Genomic DNA, 15,667 nt, shown 5'->3' on the forward strand with positions numbered 1-15,667 from the left:
ACGGCTCAGGAGTTCGCGGCGGCCTTGCTGCGGGACCGGCTGCGGGCCCGGATGTTGCCGGACAGCTCGACCTTGCGGATGCGGGCGGCCACCGGTGTGATCTCCACGCACTCGTCGTCGGCGCAGAACTCCAGCGCCTGCTCCAGCGACAGGTTCTTCGGCGGCACCAGGTGCACGAGCTCCTCGGAGGAGGACTTGCGCATGTTGGTGAGCTGCTTCTCCTTGGTGATGTTGACGTCCATGTCGTCGGCGCGGGCGTTCTCGCCGACGATCATGCCCTCGTACACCTCGGTGGTCGGCGGCACGAACAGCTGCCCGCGCTCCTGCAGCGACATCATGGCGAAGGCGGTGGCCTTGCCCGCGCGGTCGGCGACCAGCGAACCGGTCGGGCGGCCGCGCAGGGTGCCGGCCCAGGGGCCGTACCCGTCGAAGATCGTCGACGCGATGCCGGTGCCTCGGGTGTCGGTGAGGAAGTCGGTGCGGAAGCCGATCAGGCCACGCGACGGCACGTGGAACTCCAGGCGGACCCACCCGGTGCCATGGTTGCTCATCTGCTCCATGCGGCCCTTGCGGACGGCGAGCAGCTGGGTGACCGCACCGAGGTACTCCTCGGGGACGTCGATGGTGAGGCGCTCGAACGGCTCCTGGACCTTGCCGTCGACCTCGCGGGTGACGACCTGCGGCTTGCCGACGGTCAGCTCGAAGCTCTCCCGGCGCATGGTCTCCACGAGGATGGCCAGCGCCAGCTCGCCACGGCCCTGCACCTCCCAGGTGTCGGGACGCTCGGTGTTGAGCACGCGGATCGAGACGTTACCGATCAGCTCGGCGTCGAGACGGTTCTTCACCTGGCGGGCGGTCAGCTTCTTGCCGCCGTCCTTGCCGGCCAGCGGCGAGGTGTTGATGCCGACGGTCATCGAGATGGCCGGCTCGTCGACGGTGATCGGCGGCAGCGCGACCGGGTTCTCCGGGTCGGCCAGGGTCTCACCGATGGTGATCTCGGCCATCCCGGCGACGGCGATCAGGTCGCCGGCGTAGGCGGTCTCGACCGGGACCCGGTCCAGCGCCTCGGTGATCAGCAGCTCGGTGATCCTGGTGCGGGCGACGGTGCCGTCGGCCTTCATCCAGGCGACCGACTGGCCCTTCTTCATCTCGCCCTCGATGATCCGGCACATGCCGATGCGGCCGAGGAACGGCGAGGCGTCGATGTTGGTGACCTGGGCCTGCAGCGGGGCGCCGGGCTCGTAGGTCGGGGCCGGGATCGCCTCGAGGAGGGTGTCGAACAGCGGGTCGAGGTTCTCGTGGTCGGGCATCTCGCCGTTGGCGGGCTTGTTCAGCGAGGCACGGCCCGCGCGGGAGGCGCAGTAGACGATCGGGAACTCGATCTGGTGGTCGTCGGCGTCGAGGTCCATGAACAGCGCGTAGGTCTCGTCGACGACCTCGTCGATGCGGGAGTCGGGGCGGTCGGTCTTGTTGACGACCAGCACCACGGGGAGGTTGGCCTGCAGCGCCTTGCGGAGCACGAAGCGGGTCTGCGGCAGCGGGCCCTCGGAGGCGTCGACGAGCAGCACGACACCGTCGACCATCATCAGGGCGCGCTCCACCTCGCCACCGAAGTCGGCGTGACCGGGGGTGTCGACGATGTTGATGACCATGTCCCCGCGGCGGACCGCGGTGTTCTTGGCCAGGATCGTGATGCCCTTCTCGCGCTCCAGGTCGTTGGAGTCCATCACCCGGTCGGTGTGGGCGGAGCCTTCACGGAACGCCCCGGACTGCCAGAGCATGGCGTCGACGAGGGTGGTCTTGCCGTGGTCGACGTGGGCGACGATGGCGACGTTGCGGAGGTCATGGCGGGTCTGGCGGGTCACGCGGTTGTACTCCAAAGGTTGCGGGAGGTGCGGATCGGTCGGGGCGTGCAGATGGCGCGGATGGCGCGGGGCGGGCCGCCGGTGGAACACCTGACGACTCCTGAACAGCACCTGACCTCTGGTCGAACGCACCCTGAACAGGGCGAATTCCCGTCGGCCAGCCACAACCACCCGGTACGGACCGATCAGCGCAGCCTTCCCAGCCTACCGGTCGGGGCGCGCCGGCGACCCCGTCGTGCCTGTGACGCCAAGCTCCCCGCCCGGGTGGCGCCGGGCGGTCCGGGGCACAGTGACGCCATGACCACCACCGAACCGGCCTTCGACCCGGACAACCCGCCCCTGCAGATCCTCGAGGACGACGAGACCGTCCCGCCGCGTCCCGAGGAGGAACTGGCCGACGTCGAGCGGGCCGAGCCCGACCCGCACTGACGTGCACCGACGTGCACCGACCCGCACCGACCTGCACCGACCTGCACTGAGCCGCACCGACCTGCACCGACCTGCACTGACCTGACCGACCCCGCGACGACGACCGGCGCAGACCCCGCGAGGGTCTGCGCCGGACGGCGGGACGGGACGGTCAGACGGGCTTCAGCGGGTCCATGATCGACGGCAACGTGGTCGGCCGGGGCGCGGCGGCGTACTCGTCCCCCGCGTCGACCTGGGTGGGGTTGAGCACGCGGAACAGGAACGACCGGGTGCGGTCCTCCTGCGGGTTGCCGATGACCTCCTCGGCGGTGCCGTCCTCGACGACGTAGCCGCCGTCCATGAACACCACCCGGTCGGCCACGTCCCGGGCGAAGGCCATCTCGTGGGTCACGACCATCATCGTCATGCCCTCCTTGGCCAGGCCCTTCATCACCGCGAGGACCTCCCCGACCAGCTCCGGGTCCAGTGCCGAGGTCGGCTCGTCGAACAGCATCAGCTCCGGCGACATCGACAGCGACCGCGCGATGGCGATCCGCTGCTGCTGCCCGCCGGACAGCTGCGCCGGGTAGGCCTTCTCCTTGTGCGCCATGCCGACCCGCTCGAGGTTCTCGCGGGCGATCCGCTCCGCCTCACCCCGGTTGCGGCCGAGCACCTGTATCTGGGCGACGGTGAGATTCCTCAGCACGGTGAGGTGCGGGAACAGGTTGAAGCTCTGGAAGACCATCCCGACCCGACGGCGCACCTTGTCGAGGTCGACGTCCGGATCGGTCATCTCGTCCGCCCCGATGAACACCTTCCCCGCCGTCGGGGTCTCCAGCATGTTGACGCAGCGCAGCAACGTGGACTTGCCCGAGCCCGACGGGCCGATGACGCAGACCACCTGACCGGGTTCGATGTCCAGGTCGATGTTCTTGAGCACCTCCACCGGGCCGAAGGACTTGCGCAGGCCGCGGATGGAGATGGCGTGCGTGCTCGCGGGTGCAGTGGACGCGGTCGATGCGGTCACGGTGCTCACCTGGCCTTTGCGAAGCGGACCTCGAGCCGGCGGACCAGCTGCGAGAGCGGGAGGGTGATGATCAGGTACAGCACGCCGCCGACGATCAGCGGCGTCGGGTTGACCGAGCGGTTGAGGAAGTCCTGGGAGAACTTGGTCAGCTCGTACTGGTTGGCCGTCACCCCCAGCACGTAGACCAGCGACGAGTCCTTGATCAGCAGGATGATCTCGTTGGTCAGCGGCGGGATGACGATGCGGAACGCCTGCGGGATGACGATGACCCGGGTGGTCCGGCCGGACGACATCCCCAGTGTCCGGGCCGCCTCGACCTGACCCTTGGGGACCGCCTGGATACCGGCGCGGAACGTCTCGGCCATGTACGCCGCGGCGGTGAGCCCGAGCCCGAGCATGACCAGGATGTAGAACTCACCGCCCTGGATGCCGAAGTCGGGGAACTTGAAGCCCGGGAACGCGTTCGGGATGCCGTAGGCCACCATGAACAGCACGACCAGGGCGGGCAGCCCGCGGAACAGCTCGACGTAGGCCGTGGCGATCCACCGGTAGGGACCGACCTGCGACAGCCGCATCAGGGCGAGGATCAGACCCACGACGAACGCGAACACGAACGCCAGCAGCGTGTAGATGATCGTGTTGACCATGCCGATGGTGACCACCCGCGGCCACATCCGGGCGATGATGTCCGACCGGGCGAAGGCCTGACCGAACTGGTGCCAGTCGGCGACCAGGGCGATGGCCACGATGATCGCCAGCAGCACGCCGTACTGCACTCCGCGGACCGCGCGTGCGCGCTGTCGCCGGGTCATGGAAGCCATTGCTTCCACCCTTCTGTCGAGGATCGGAGATTGTCACACGCGAGGGCCACAGGGTCCGTCAGCTGCGTCGAGGGCGGCCCGGACGATGATCCGGGCCGCCCTCGACGGGAGTGATGTCAGGAAGCGGGGACGTCGCCGATCCACTGCGCGTACAGCTCGTCGTAGGTGCCGTCGGCACGGGCGGCGGCGATGGTGCTGTCGACCACGGCCTTGAGCGCGTCGTTGCCGAGCTTCATGCCGAAGCCGTACTGCTCGCCGGTGTCGAACTGCGCGGCGATCTTCGCCGAGCCGCCCGACCCCTTGATGAACTCGCTCCACACCGGGAGGTCGTTGATCGCGGCGTCGATCTGGTTGGTGGTCAGCGCCTGCTGCTCGGCGGCGAGGTCGGTGTACTCGACGATCTCGTAGCCGTACTGGTCCTTGTTGGCGTTGGCGTAGTCCAGACCGGTGGTGGCCGCCTGGGCGCCGAGACGCTTGCCGCGCAGGTCCTCCAGCGAGGAGATCTGGTCGGCGCTGCGGACCAGCAGGGCCTGGGTGGCGTCGAAGTAGGGCTCGGAGAACAGGATGACCTTCGAGCGCTCCTCGGTGATGGTCATGCCGGCGGCGGCGATGTCGCACTTGCCGGTGGCCATGTCCTGGCCGCTCTTGATGCCCTCGAACGGGGTGTCGACGATGGCCTGGGTGACCCCGAGCTGCTCGGCGACGAGGTCCATCATGTCGATGTCGAAGCCGACGGCCTTGCCGCTGTCGTCGTTGGACTGGAACGGCGCGTAGGGCAGGTGGGTGCAGACGGTCAGCGAGCCGGGGGCGATCAGCGACGCGGTGGCGGCCGCGATGTCCTCGGGCGAGGCGGCGCCGGCGGTGGTCGAGCCGGTCGCACCGCCGGAGGTGGCCGAGCCCGACGACGTGGTCTCCGCGCTCTCGGCCGGCGACTCCGCCGACTGGGACGAACTGGTGGTGGCGCCCGCCGGGGACGAGGACGTGGGGGTGCCCGAGTTGGACGAGTCGGGGGCACAGGCGGTCAGGACCATGGTGCCGACGGCCGCGGCGGCGATCGCCACGGTGCGCAGAGAACGGGAACGACGGAAATTCACGAGCTATCCACCTTTGTGTCACCGGGCCGGCCACTCCGGCCCGTGCAGCAGAACTACGGCGGATCTTGGCACCACTGGGTTACAGCTGCATAACACGTCGGGATGCACGACACGCCCGGGTGGTGCCGCCACCCGACCCGGCTGCCCCTCCGACGGCCCCTCGTCGACCCCGGCATGACCCGGACGGCCCAGCCTCCGCGCCCGCCGGTAACGCTGTGAGCTGGGCCTCAGTCCAGGAGCGGACGCAGCGCGGGGAGCAACCGGCGGTCGGCGTCGAGCCAGTCCGGGTCGTCCAGCGACGCCGCCGGAATCCACCGGACGTCGTCGTGGGATCCGGCGGCCACCGGCTCGCCGCCGCCCCGGACCGCGTACAGCCGCAGCACCAGTTCGACGTCCAGGGCGATGTCCGGGCCCACCCGCTCCCCCACCTCCAGCCCGGCCGCGAAGGCGTCACCGAGCTCCTCGGCGAGCTCCCGGCGCACCGCCTCGACCTCGGTCTCACCCGGGGCGACCTTGCCGCCCGGGAACTCCCACCGTCCGGCGACGTCGGCCGGATAGCTGCGGCGGGCGGCGAGCACGGCGCCGTCGCGGAGGACCGCGGCGGCGACCACGGTGCGGGTCTGGTGGGCGGCCAGCACGGTCATCCCGGTCAGCACCCGCAAGGCCCAGACGATGCGGGCGCGGTGTCGCGACTGCAGGAGCCGCCGGACCTGTTCGGCCGGCCGCGAGCCGGCCGCCGGGTTGGCGAACCCGGCGGTCACCAGGACGCCGGCGCCGGTGTCGTCGACCGCCAGGGTGAGCCGGCCGCCCGTGCCCGGGCCGCGGACGACGGTGAAGGCAGGAAGTCCGTTCGGGTCGAGGTCGACCTGCACCCGGTGCCGGGCGACCGGCCGGCGGCGGCGGCCGATGCGGTCGAGCCGGACGTGAGCGCCGGGGCTCCAGGTGTCCGAGGCCGGTGTCGCCGTGAGCCGGTACCCGACCGCGGCGGCGCTGCGCCGCCAGAGGGCCACCGACGACAGGCGCGAGCGCACCTCGGACGCGGGCCGGTCCACCACGGTCGCCGCCCGCAGCGGGATCGCCTGCCAGGTCATCCCGAGCACGATGCCAGAGCCGGCCCGGCGGCGCGGCGGCGGGCCCGGCCGCTCACTGAGCGCCGCTCAATACACTCGCACCCGCCGGGTCGAACCGCAGCCGTACCGCGCCCTCGGGCACCGCCCCCGGGCCGGCGACGGCGGCCACCCGGCCCCAGCCGTCGAGGTCGACCTCCAGCCGGGTGCTCTCCGGCCCCGGCACGGCACCCACGACGGTGCCGCGCAGCGGACCGGCCGGATCGGCCCGCAACGCGCCCGGCCGCAGCGCGACGGGCATCCCGGGCGGCGACCCGAGCAGTGCGGCGGCCGCGGCGGCGGGGCCCCCGTCGAGCACCGAGGAGTAGCCGACGAAGCGGGCCAGCCACGCGTCGGCCGGTCGGTCCCACACCTCCCGCGGGGTCCCCTGCTGGCGGATCCGGCCGTCGCGCATCACCGCGACCCGGTCGGCGATCGCGAAGGCCTCGTCCTGGTCGTGCGTGACGAACACGGTGGGGGTGCCGGTCTCGCGCAGGATGCGGCGCAGGTCGACGAGCAGCTGCTCCCGCAGCGCCGCGTCCAGCGCGGCCAGCGGCTCGTCCAGCAACAGCAGCCGCGGTCGTGGCGCGAGGGCCCTGGCCAGCGCGACCCGCTGCGCCTGCCCCCCGGACAGCGTGCCCACCGGCCGGTCGCCGTAGCCGGGCAGCCCGACCAGGTCGAGCAGCTCGCCGACGCGGGCCCGGATCGCGGCGCGGCCGGCCCCGGCCATCCGCATCCCGTAGCCGATGTTGCCGGCCACCGTGCGGTGCCCGAACAGCACCCCGTCCTGGAACATCAGCCCGAAACGGCGCCGGAACACCGGAACCGTGGCCAGGTCGGTGCCGTCCATCGTGATGCGGCCGGCCGCCAGCGGCTCGAGGCCGGCGACGGCCCGCAGCAGGGTCGACTTCCCGCAGCCGGACGGGCCCAGCAGCGCCAGCGTGCCGTGCTGGTGGACGTCGACGGACACCCCGTCGACGGCGGTGACGGACCCGTACCGCACGGTGGCGTCCCGGATCTGCAACACCGCACTCACGCGAACACCCCCCACGACGACTCCCGGTCACGCCCGCCCAGCCGGTCGACCAGCAGCACCGACGCCGCGCAGATCACCGCCAGCACCACCCCACCGGCGAACGCCATCCCGGCGTTGCCGGCGCCGGGCCGGGAGATCAACCGGCCGATGACCACCGGCAGCGTCGCGGTCTCGGGTCGGGCGAGGAAGCTGGTCGCCCCGAACTCGCCCAACGCGATCGCGAAAGCGAAGGCCGACGCCCCGGCCAGCGCCCGACTCATGATGGGCAGGTCCACGGTCGACCACACGCGCAGCGGACCCGCGCCGAGGACCGCGGCGGCCTGCCGGAGCCGGTCGTCGGCGCCGCGCAACGCGGGCAGGATCAGCCGCACGACGAGCGGGGTGGCCACCAGTGCCTGCGCGATCGGCACCAGCCACGGCGAGGTCCGCAGGTCCAGCGGCGGTTCGTCCAGCGCGATGAGGAAGCCGAAGCCGACGGTCACCGCACTGACCCCGAGCGGCAGCATGAAGGTGGCGTCCATCAGCGCGATGAGGCGCCGGGGCAGTGTCTCGCGGGGCTTGCGGGCCAGGACCACCGAGAGCAGCACCCCCACCGTGACCGCGAGCGCGGTGGCCAGCACCGCGGCGCGCAGCGAATTGCCCAGCGCCTGCCACCCGGTGATCAGGAACAGCCGGCCGTCGCCGTTGCCGGCGAGGGCGGTGTAGTTGCCCACGCCCCACCCGTCCGGCGTCTGCAGGGACCGCAGCACCAGGGTCACGACCGGCGCGGCGAGCAGCACGAGCACCGACCCGGTGACCACCGCCGCCGGCAGGTCGGCGGGCCGCAACGGTCGCTGCACGTCGGCCGCGGTGCGCAGCTCCTGGGTCGACTCGGTGCGCCGGCGCACCCGGCCGGCGACGACCAGCACTACGGTGACCAGCACCAGCTGCAGCACCGACAGGACCGCGGCGACCGGCAGGTCCAGGACCTCGGTGGTCTGCCGGTAGATCTCGGTCTCCAGCGTCGAGTACGCGGAGTTGCCGAGGATGAGGATGATGCCGAAGCTCGCCGCACAGAACAGGAACACCAGCACCGCGGCCGCGGCGATCGACGGGCCCAGCGCGGGCAGCGTCACGGTGCACCACGTCCGGACCGGCCCGGCCCCCAGGGAGCGGGCGGCGTCCTCGGGGCGGCGGTCCAGCGACGCCCAGGTCGCACCGACGGTGCGCACCACGACGGCGTAGTTGAGGAAGACGTGCGCGGCCAGGATCGTCCAGACGCTGCCGTCGAGTCCCCAGCCGCCGAGCGGACCGCCGTCCGCGGTGAGGCTGCGGAAGGCGAGCCCCACCACGACCGTCGGCAGCACGAACGGGACCGCGATCGCCGCGCGCAGCGCCCGCTGCCCGCGGAAGCGGACCCGGTAGAGCAGATAGGCGCCGGGGAGCCCGAGCAGCACCGCGAGGCCCGCGGACGCCGCCGCCTGCCACACCGTGAACCACAGGATGCGGCGGAACCGGGGCCGGGACAGCACCTCGGAGAAGCCACTCAGGTCCAGCCCGGCCGGACCCGTGAAACCCTGCCCGACCAGCGACGCGACCGGAAGGAAGAAGAACACCGCGAACGCCGCCAGCGGCACCAGCCCGGCCAGGATCAGCCCGGCCCGGCGCAACCGGGCGGCGGCGCGGTCACGCCCGGACGCGGCGGTCGGGGCCGGCGGCCCGGGGGCCGTCGGCGGCGCCGGTCGCAGCAGGGTCATCGAGGGGCTCCGGATCAGCCTTCGAGCAGATCGGACCAGTCCTGCAGCCAGCTGTCGCGGTTCGCCGCGATCGTGGCCGGGTCGACGGTCACCGGGCTGGGGGCGACGGTGGCGTACTTCGCCCAGTCGGCGGGCAGCTCGGTCGCCGTGTCCACCGGGTAGACGTACATGCTCTCGGGCAGGCCGGCCTGGAACTCCGGCGACAGCATCCAGTCCACGACCTGCTGCGCCGCTTCCGGGTTCTTCGCGCCGGCGAGCACGCCGACGTACTCGACCTGGCGGAAGCAGGTGTCGAGCAGGGTGCCGGTGGGGGCCTCGGTCATGCCCTCCTTGACCTCCGACGGCGGCGAGGACGCGTAGGACACGACGAGCGGGCGGTCGCCCTTGCCGTCCGAGCCGGAGAAGTCGACGTAGTAGGCGCTGTTCCAGTCGGAGACGACCTTGACGCCGTTGTCCTTCAGTCCGGTCCAGTACTGCTGCCAGCCGTCCTCGCCCGCGTGCCCGACGGTGCCGAGCAGGAACGCCAGGCCGGTGCTGGAGGTGACCGGCGACTCGACGACGAGCAGGTCCTTGTACTCGGGCTTCAGCAGGTCGTCGAAGGTCACGGGCTCGGCGAGACCCTTCTCCGTGAACCAGGTGTGGTCGACGTTGACGCAGACGTCACCGAAGTCCACCGCGGTGAGGCTGTTGCCGGCGTCGAAGGCGTAGTCGGCCGAGCCCTGATCCAGCAGCGGTGAGGTGTACGGGGCGAAGACACCCTCGTCGACCGCGCGGGAGGCGAAGGTGTTGTCGATGCCGTAGGCCACGTCGCCGAGCGGGTTGTCCTTGGTCAGGATGAGCTGGTTGGCGAGTGCCTCCTCGCTCAGCAGGCTGACCGTGACGCCGCTGGCGGCCTCGAAGTCCGACAGCACCGCGGGGTCGACGTTGAAGCTGTCGTGGGTGACCAGCGTGACGGTGGTGCCTGTCGTGCTGTCGGGGGTGGTGCTCGAGCCGGTGGGAGTGCTCGTGCTGCCGGGGGTGGTGCTCGTGCCGGTGGGAGTGCTCGTGCTCGTGGCACTGGTGCCGGTGGACGTGCCGGACCCGCAGGCGGCCAGCAGGAGGCCGGCGGCGAGGGTGGCGGCGGCGCGTGACAGACGCGTGCTCATGGTGTGCTCCGATCGACGAAGTCGGTAGCACGGGTGAACTGCTCAGAGATGTTCGACGTCCCTGCGCCGGCATGATCCGGATCAGGTTCGACGGTCAGCGACTTCGTGTCGCTCTCTCAGCCCGGCGCACCGGACTCCCGTGTCGCCGACCACTCTAACCCCGGGCGGCGGTGCGTCGTGTCGACCGGTCGAGCCCCTCGGGGCTGCGATGATGACGGAATGGGGACACGGTTGGGGACCAGGTCGGCGGTGCCGGCCACCGTCCTCGGCGTCGTCGCCACGCTGCTGATCGTCGCCGGATCGACCTCGGTCGGCTGGATCGGTCCCGGGTCGACGGTCCGTGAGTGGCCGATCATCGACTGGCCCCGCGCCACCGACCTCCGGCAGAACGTCGCCTCCTTCGTCGTCGTCCTCGGCGGACTGCTGCTCATCGGCGCCTGGCTGCGGGTGGGGGCCGTCGCCCGCGCGGCGGGATCCGGCGGGGTGCGCACCGTGGTGACGGCCGCGATCGCCTGGGCCGTGCCGCTGATCGCCGCGGTCCCGCTGTACTCCCGCGACCTGTTCGCCTACGTCGGTCAGGGCCGGTTGCTGCTCAACGACATCAACCCCTACCTGGACGGCATCGCCGCCGAGGGCGGCTGGTACGCCATCGGCGTCGACCCGCGGTGGGCCAACACCCGCACCCCGTACGGACCGGTGTTCCTCTACATCGAGGAACTGGTCGTCGGCGCGTCCGGGGAGTCCCCCGTCATCGCGGTGGCGATCTTCCGGCTGCTCGCCGTCGCCGCCGTGGTGGCGATGGCCTGGTACGCCCACCGGATCGCCGTGGTCCGCGGCCTGGACCGGCCCCTCGTGCTGTGGATCGTGGCCGCGTCGCCGGTGACGATGTTCAACTTCGTGGTCGGCGGCCACAACGACGCCCTGATGCTCGCGCTGCTGGTGGCGGCGGTGTACTACGCGCTGCAGCGGCACCCGGTGTGGGCGGTGGTGCTGGTGACGCTGGCGATCGGGGTCAAGCCGATCGCGATCATCGCGCTGCCCGTCATCGGCATCATCTGGGCCGGCCCGGACCGCACGTTGAAGACGACGATCCGGTACTGGGCGATCTCCACCGGGCTCGCGGTCGCCCTGCTCGGCGTGATCGGACTCGCGATCGACGTCGGTTTCGGCTGGGTGGGGGCGCTGGCCACCCCCGGCTCGGTGGCGCACTGGTACGCGCCGGTCAACTGGCTGGCGTCGCTGAGCGGCTGGCTGGTGCGGCTCGTGGGGCTGGACGGCGACCTGGTCAAATCGGTGGTCAAGGCCGTCTTCCTCGCGGTGATGGCGGTGATCGTCGCCTGGACGATGCTGACCACGCGGCGGCTGGACCCGCTGCTGCGGCTGGCCGTCGCGTTCGCGGCCGCCGTCGTGCTGTCGCCGTTCATCCACCCCTGGTACGCCGCGTGGGTGATCGTGCTGTTCGCGATCGCCGGGGTGCGGCGCGGGCCGCAGACCTGGGGGCTGGTCGCGGCGTCGGTGTTCTTCGCCTGGGTGAGCGTGGCCGAGACCATGGACGCGCCGAGGGACTACGAGGTCGGCGGCTGGGGCGTCGCGGTCCGCGCGGGGATGACCGCCGTGGGGTTGGTGCTGCTGGCGCTCTACACCTGCCGGGTGGAGGGCATCGACGTGCGGACGCTGCCCGGGCGGGCGCGCTCGCTGTGGGCGCGGCGACCGCGGCGACGGGCGCGTCGGGCGCTGAGCCGCACGTCGGCGCGTCCGGGGTGGCGCCGGACGGGACCGGGGCCCGGGCGCCTTGGTCGCCGCAGCGCTGGACGGGACCGGGGGCCCGGACTCTCCGGAGCGCGACAGCGCCGGACGCGCGCCACACGGAACCGGCCCCCGAACTCCCCCGGCGCCACAGCACCGGACGCGCGCCGCACAGGACCGGCCCCCGAACTCCCCCGGCGCCACAGCACCGGACGCGCGCCGCACAGGACCGGCCCCCGGACTCCCCGGTGCCACAGCGCTGGTCACGGGCCGCCGCGACCGGGGCCTGGACTCTCCGGGGCGCCACAGCACCGGACGCGCGCCGCACCGAACCGGGGCCGCTCTCTCCGGGTGACGCAACGTGGGACAAGCCGCAGGCGACCTGCCTCTCCCGGCGCCACAGCACCGGACACGCGCCGCACGCAACCGGGGTCCGGACTCCCCCGGCGTCACAGCGTCGGGCACGCCGCCGCGACCGGGGCCCGGTCTCCCCCGGCGCCACAGCACCGGACGCGCCGCACAGGACCAGGACCCGGACTCCCCCGGCGCCACAGCACCGGACACGCCCCATGGACCGGATGCCCGTCTCTCGGGGCGCCGGGAGCGGGACGCGCGCCGCACCGAACCGGGCCCGCTCTCTCCCGGGCGCCGCAGCGCCGGTCACGCGATACTGCTCGGATGTTGCTGCGCCGCGAGCTGCCCTCCGATGACGACGCCGTGCGGGCGGTGCACCGACTGGCGTTCAAGGCCAGTGCCGAAGGGGTTGTCGTCGAGGCGGCCCTGCTGGACCAGCTGCGTGCCGACGGCGACGTGATCGCCGCTCTGTCTCTCGTCGCCGAGCTGGACGGCGAGATCGTCGGCCACGTCCTGTGCAGCCGCGGCTCGGTGGGATCGACGCCGTGCGCCGGGCTGGGGCCGATCGGGGTCTCCCCCGGCAGACAGGGCCGTGGGATCGGCGCGGCGCTGATGCACGCGGTGCTGGGTGCGGCCGACGCGGTCGGCGAGCCGGCGGTCGGCCTGCTGGGTGAGCCGGCGTTCTACGGACGATTCGGCTTCGTCGCCGCGTCGTCGGTGGGGGTCGCATCGCCGGACGCCGGCTGGGGCGACTACTTCCAGCTGCGGACGTTGACCGCCTGGCGCCCGTCGATGGCCGGGCCGTTCCGGTACGCGAAGGCGTTCGACGCGCTCTGATCGGCGGACCGGCGGCTCCCCCGGTGGTGCGTCCGGTCGGTGGACGGTGTACCCGGCGGACCGGCGACAGGCTGGGTGGGTGACCGCACCCGCGGCGCGCGACCCCGGAGGACACCATGACCAGCCCGAACCCCCGCCACCAGCTGTTGCCCGCGACGCGTCCCGGACTGCGGCTGGGCGTCGCCGGGGTGGCGCTGCTCGTGGTGGCCCTGGTGCATCTCACCGGGGTGTTCACCGCCACCACCGCGGACGATCCCGTCGGGTCCGCGGTGGTGCACCTGGCGATGGCCGGCGTCGGGGTGGCGTTGGTGGTCGCCGGACTCGTCCGATCGGCACGGCGCTGACCTGAGGTGCCGCTGAGCGGTCCGGGTCGTGACCTGCGCGTCGGGCGGGGTCGACGGCGGTGGGAGCTGCGGATGCCCCGGATGGCGGTCGTGCGGCCCGGGCGGGGCGCGCACGATGAAGGCGCTCGGGGGGACGACAGCGTCAGGAGGGCGCCATGACCTACTCCGTGCGGTTCCGGGTCCCGATGCCGATCGCGGCGTACGACGCGATGCACGCCGTGGTGAAGGAGATCGCCGGCGGCGACAACGGCATGCTCGCGCACCTGGCCTGGGAGACGGCCGACGGCTTCGAGATCCTCGAGGCCTGGCAGTCGCGGGACGCCTACCTACGGTTCGTGGCCGACGTCTGGCCGCAGGTGGTGCAGCGGCTCGGCATGGGTGAGACGCCGGCGCCCGAGGGTGAGGAGTTCGAGCTCCGCGGGTTGGTGCTGCCGGGGACGACGCCGGTGTTCGTCTAGGCGTCGCGCCGCGGTCGCGTGACGGATGCACCTGGACTCTGAGGCGCGGACGAACTGGGGTTCGGTGGTCCGTGGCATTCAACTGAGACTGGCTGGTGCAACGGTGGGCGGTTTCATCCGACGGCTGCGACCGCGTCGGCGTCGCAGCCCCCGAGGGAGAGCCGCGCCGGGCGCAGAACCCGGTTAGGTCTGAGGCCCGCGATGTTTCCCGTTGCATGATCGCCATCGCTACCGCCACCGGGCGCTCGTCGGCGGTGCGCGTGCCGACAGCACCCGTGAAGGGCCCGTCGCGCCAAGCATTTCAGAAGCCATTTCCGGGTGTGGACAGAGTCGGGTCATCGTCGGTGGTCGTTGCTATTCTGGACATATGTTCGAACGCACAGGATTCGCCACCGCGGAAGACGGCCACGCCGTTCTCTCGGAGGTGTGTGCGGGCACCGAAGAATTGATCCACGGCGAATTCGCCAAGCTCCTCGACGAGGACTTCTTCGCCGTCGGTCGGAGGCTCGAAACGCTGGCTCGTCTGGTGTGGGCGGCACAGGTCGCCTGGACCGACGAGGCCGACCAGCGCGGCCTGGCCGCGGCCCGCTCCTGCTCGTCCACGAAGTCGCTGCTGCAGGCGGCCCTGCACATCCCTGCCCGCGACGCCTCGGCACGGCTACGTGCCGCTCGGGCAATTCATGCGCAGGACCTGCCGTCGGGCGGCGAGACGCCCGCGGCTCTGCCCGTGCTGGGCGCTGCCGTCACCAGTGGCCTGATCGATCGCGACGCGGCGGCCACGGTGATCGGCACGATGCACCGGCTCCCACCGGCGGTGGACGCCGACACCCGGTCTGAGGCTGAGCAGGCTCTCGTCGCCCATGCGCTCGACCTCGACCCCGACCAGTTCCGACGGGTCGCCCAGCACCTCGCCGAGGCTCTCAACCCGGACGGCACGCTCGACGACCGGGATCCGTCTTCACACGTGATGTTCACCATCGGAGCGCGCAGCTCGTCGACCGGTCTGACCAGCATCAACGGCAAGCTGGATGACCTGTCGGTGGAAGTCCTCCGGAGTGCGATCGAAGGGCTGGCCGCGCCCCGACCCGGAGCCGACGGCGTCAAGGACGCTCGTCCGGCGGCCACCCGCCGCGCCCAGGCTCTCGTCGAGGTCGTGCGCCTGGCGATGACCCACGCGACGCTGCCCACTCACAGTGGCGAGCGGCCGCACGTCACGGTCACCCTGCACTGGGACGTCCTCCGTCGGCAGATCGGCTCGGCGGTCACGGCCGGCGGCACCACCCTCACCCCGGCTGCGGCCCGCCGACTGCTCTGCGACGCCACCGTCATCCCCGCCGTCCTGGGCGGCGACGGCGAGGTCCTCGACATCGGCCGATCCGCTCGTACGTTCCCGCGAGCCGTCCGCCGAGCCATCACCTTGCGGGACGGCGGGTGCGCCTTCCCCGGCTGCGACAGGCCACCCGCGTTCACCGACGTCCACCACATCCGATGGTGGGTGCGCGACCTCGGCGACACCAGTTATCGCAACGGCTGCCTGCTCTGCCAGTATCACCATTCCGAGGTCCACAAAAACGAATGGCGCGTTCAAATTTCCGACGACGGATTCCCGGAATTCATCCCACCAGCCTGGGTCGACCCTGCACGATCACCGCGGCGCAACACCGTGCATTCTCTGGCGCCCGGCACGTGA

The 15,667-nt window shown here is 72.1% G+C and carries 13 protein-coding genes and 1 riboswitch; of the genes, 5 read left to right on the plus strand and 8 right to left on the minus strand.

Features of this window, described 5'->3' with window-relative positions; translation table 11 throughout:
* Positions 1 to 5 precede the first annotated feature (5 nt).
* Positions 6 to 1,865 (minus strand): translational GTPase TypA, encoded by a 1,860-nt coding sequence (typA, locus tag DB033_RS14070; RefSeq protein ID WP_170315559.1) that lies wholly within the window; start codon positions 1,863 to 1,865, stop codon positions 6 to 8.
* A 297-nt stretch (positions 1,866 to 2,162) separates the two neighbouring features.
* Here typA and DB033_RS21680 point away from each other — a divergent pair, with 297 nt between their 5' ends.
* Complete coding sequence (locus DB033_RS21680; RefSeq protein WP_276309217.1) at positions 2,163 to 2,294, plus strand: hypothetical protein; 132 nt, start codon at positions 2,163 to 2,165, stop codon at positions 2,292 to 2,294.
* A 151-nt stretch (positions 2,295 to 2,445) separates the two neighbouring features.
* Here the strand turns inward: DB033_RS21680 and DB033_RS14075 are convergent, their stop codons facing one another.
* The 7 genes from DB033_RS14075 to DB033_RS14105 form a co-directional block, all read right to left on the minus strand.
* Positions 2,446 to 3,300 (minus strand): amino acid ABC transporter ATP-binding protein, encoded by an 855-nt coding sequence (locus DB033_RS14075; RefSeq protein WP_111768312.1) that lies wholly within the window; start codon positions 3,298 to 3,300, stop codon positions 2,446 to 2,448.
* A gap of 5 nt (positions 3,301 to 3,305) precedes the next feature.
* Complete coding sequence (locus tag DB033_RS14080) at positions 3,306 to 4,112, minus strand: amino acid ABC transporter permease (RefSeq protein ID WP_111767588.1); 807 nt, start codon at positions 4,110 to 4,112, stop codon at positions 3,306 to 3,308.
* A gap of 125 nt (positions 4,113 to 4,237) precedes the next feature.
* On the minus strand, positions 4,238 to 5,215 hold the full coding sequence (locus DB033_RS14085) for a transporter substrate-binding domain-containing protein (protein WP_205843904.1): 978 nt from the start codon (positions 5,213 to 5,215) through the stop codon (positions 4,238 to 4,240).
* Positions 5,216 to 5,442: 227 nt separating this feature from the next.
* Entirely contained in the window at positions 5,443 to 6,306 is an 864-nt protein-coding gene (locus DB033_RS21475) for a (deoxy)nucleoside triphosphate pyrophosphohydrolase (RefSeq protein WP_240615907.1), read from the minus strand.
* A gap of 52 nt (positions 6,307 to 6,358) precedes the next feature.
* Positions 6,359 to 7,357 carry an ABC transporter ATP-binding protein gene (locus DB033_RS14095; RefSeq protein ID WP_111767589.1) on the minus strand — a complete coding sequence of 333 codons (999 nt, stop codon included), beginning with the start codon at positions 7,355 to 7,357 and terminating at the stop codon, positions 6,359 to 6,361.
* On the minus strand, positions 7,354 to 9,093 hold the full coding sequence (locus tag DB033_RS14100) for an ABC transporter permease (protein WP_111767590.1): 1,740 nt from the start codon (positions 9,091 to 9,093) through the stop codon (positions 7,354 to 7,356). The genes DB033_RS14095 and DB033_RS14100 overlap by 4 nt, the downstream gene beginning before the upstream one ends.
* 14 nt (positions 9,094 to 9,107) lie before the next feature.
* Positions 9,108 to 10,238, minus strand: coding sequence for a thiamine ABC transporter substrate-binding protein (locus tag DB033_RS14105; protein WP_111767591.1), 1,131 nt, complete (start codon positions 10,236 to 10,238; stop codon positions 9,108 to 9,110).
* Positions 10,239 to 10,278: 40 nt separating this feature from the next.
* Positions 10,279 to 10,389, minus strand: a riboswitch (TPP riboswitch).
* Between the two features lie 68 nt (positions 10,390 to 10,457).
* Here DB033_RS14105 and mptB point away from each other — a divergent pair.
* The 4 genes from mptB (at position 10,458) to DB033_RS14125 (ending at position 15,667) form a co-directional block, all read left to right on the plus strand.
* Entirely contained in the window at positions 10,458 to 13,175 is a 2,718-nt protein-coding gene (gene mptB, locus DB033_RS14110) for a polyprenol phosphomannose-dependent alpha 1,6 mannosyltransferase MptB (protein ID WP_157970694.1), read from the plus strand.
* 116 nt (positions 13,176 to 13,291) lie between these two features.
* Positions 13,292 to 13,519 carry a hypothetical protein gene (locus tag DB033_RS14115; RefSeq protein WP_111767593.1) on the plus strand — a complete coding sequence of 76 codons (228 nt, stop codon included), beginning with the start codon at positions 13,292 to 13,294 and terminating at the stop codon, positions 13,517 to 13,519.
* A gap of 155 nt (positions 13,520 to 13,674) precedes the next feature.
* Positions 13,675 to 13,977, plus strand: coding sequence for a hypothetical protein (locus tag DB033_RS14120; RefSeq protein WP_111767594.1), 303 nt, complete (start codon positions 13,675 to 13,677; stop codon positions 13,975 to 13,977).
* Between the two features lie 367 nt (positions 13,978 to 14,344).
* Positions 14,345 to 15,667: an HNH endonuclease signature motif containing protein gene (locus tag DB033_RS14125; RefSeq protein WP_111767595.1), complete on the plus strand. Its 1,323-nt coding sequence runs from the start codon at positions 14,345 to 14,347 to the stop codon at positions 15,665 to 15,667.

The sequence above is a fragment of the Nakamurella deserti genome, from assembly GCF_003260015.1.
GTDB lineage: Bacteria > Actinomycetota > Actinomycetes > Mycobacteriales > Nakamurellaceae > Nakamurella > Nakamurella deserti.

Excerpts from the sequence above, each read along its gene's own strand:
- DB033_RS14115 (WP_111767593.1), top strand. The coding sequence starts at position 13,292 with ATGACCAGCCCGAACCCCCGCCACCAGCTGTTGCCCGCGACGCGTCCC.
- DB033_RS14100 (WP_111767590.1), bottom strand. The coding sequence starts at position 9,093 with ATGACCCTGCTGCGACCGGCGCCGCCGACGGCCCCCGGGCCGCCGGCC.
- DB033_RS14125 (WP_111767595.1), top strand. The coding sequence starts at position 14,345 with ATGTTCGAACGCACAGGATTCGCCACCGCGGAAGACGGCCACGCCGTT.
- DB033_RS21680 (WP_276309217.1), top strand. The coding sequence starts at position 2,163 with ATGACCACCACCGAACCGGCCTTCGACCCGGACAACCCGCCCCTGCAG.
- DB033_RS14120 (WP_111767594.1), top strand. The coding sequence starts at position 13,675 with ATGACCTACTCCGTGCGGTTCCGGGTCCCGATGCCGATCGCGGCGTAC.
- DB033_RS21475 (WP_240615907.1), bottom strand. The coding sequence starts at position 6,306 with ATGACCTGGCAGGCGATCCCGCTGCGGGCGGCGACCGTGGTGGACCGG.
- mptB (WP_157970694.1), top strand. The coding sequence starts at position 10,458 with ATGGGGACACGGTTGGGGACCAGGTCGGCGGTGCCGGCCACCGTCCTC.
- DB033_RS14080 (WP_111767588.1), bottom strand. The coding sequence starts at position 4,112 with ATGACCCGGCGACAGCGCGCACGCGCGGTCCGCGGAGTGCAGTACGGC.
- DB033_RS14105 (WP_111767591.1), bottom strand. The coding sequence starts at position 10,238 with ATGAGCACGCGTCTGTCACGCGCCGCCGCCACCCTCGCCGCCGGCCTC.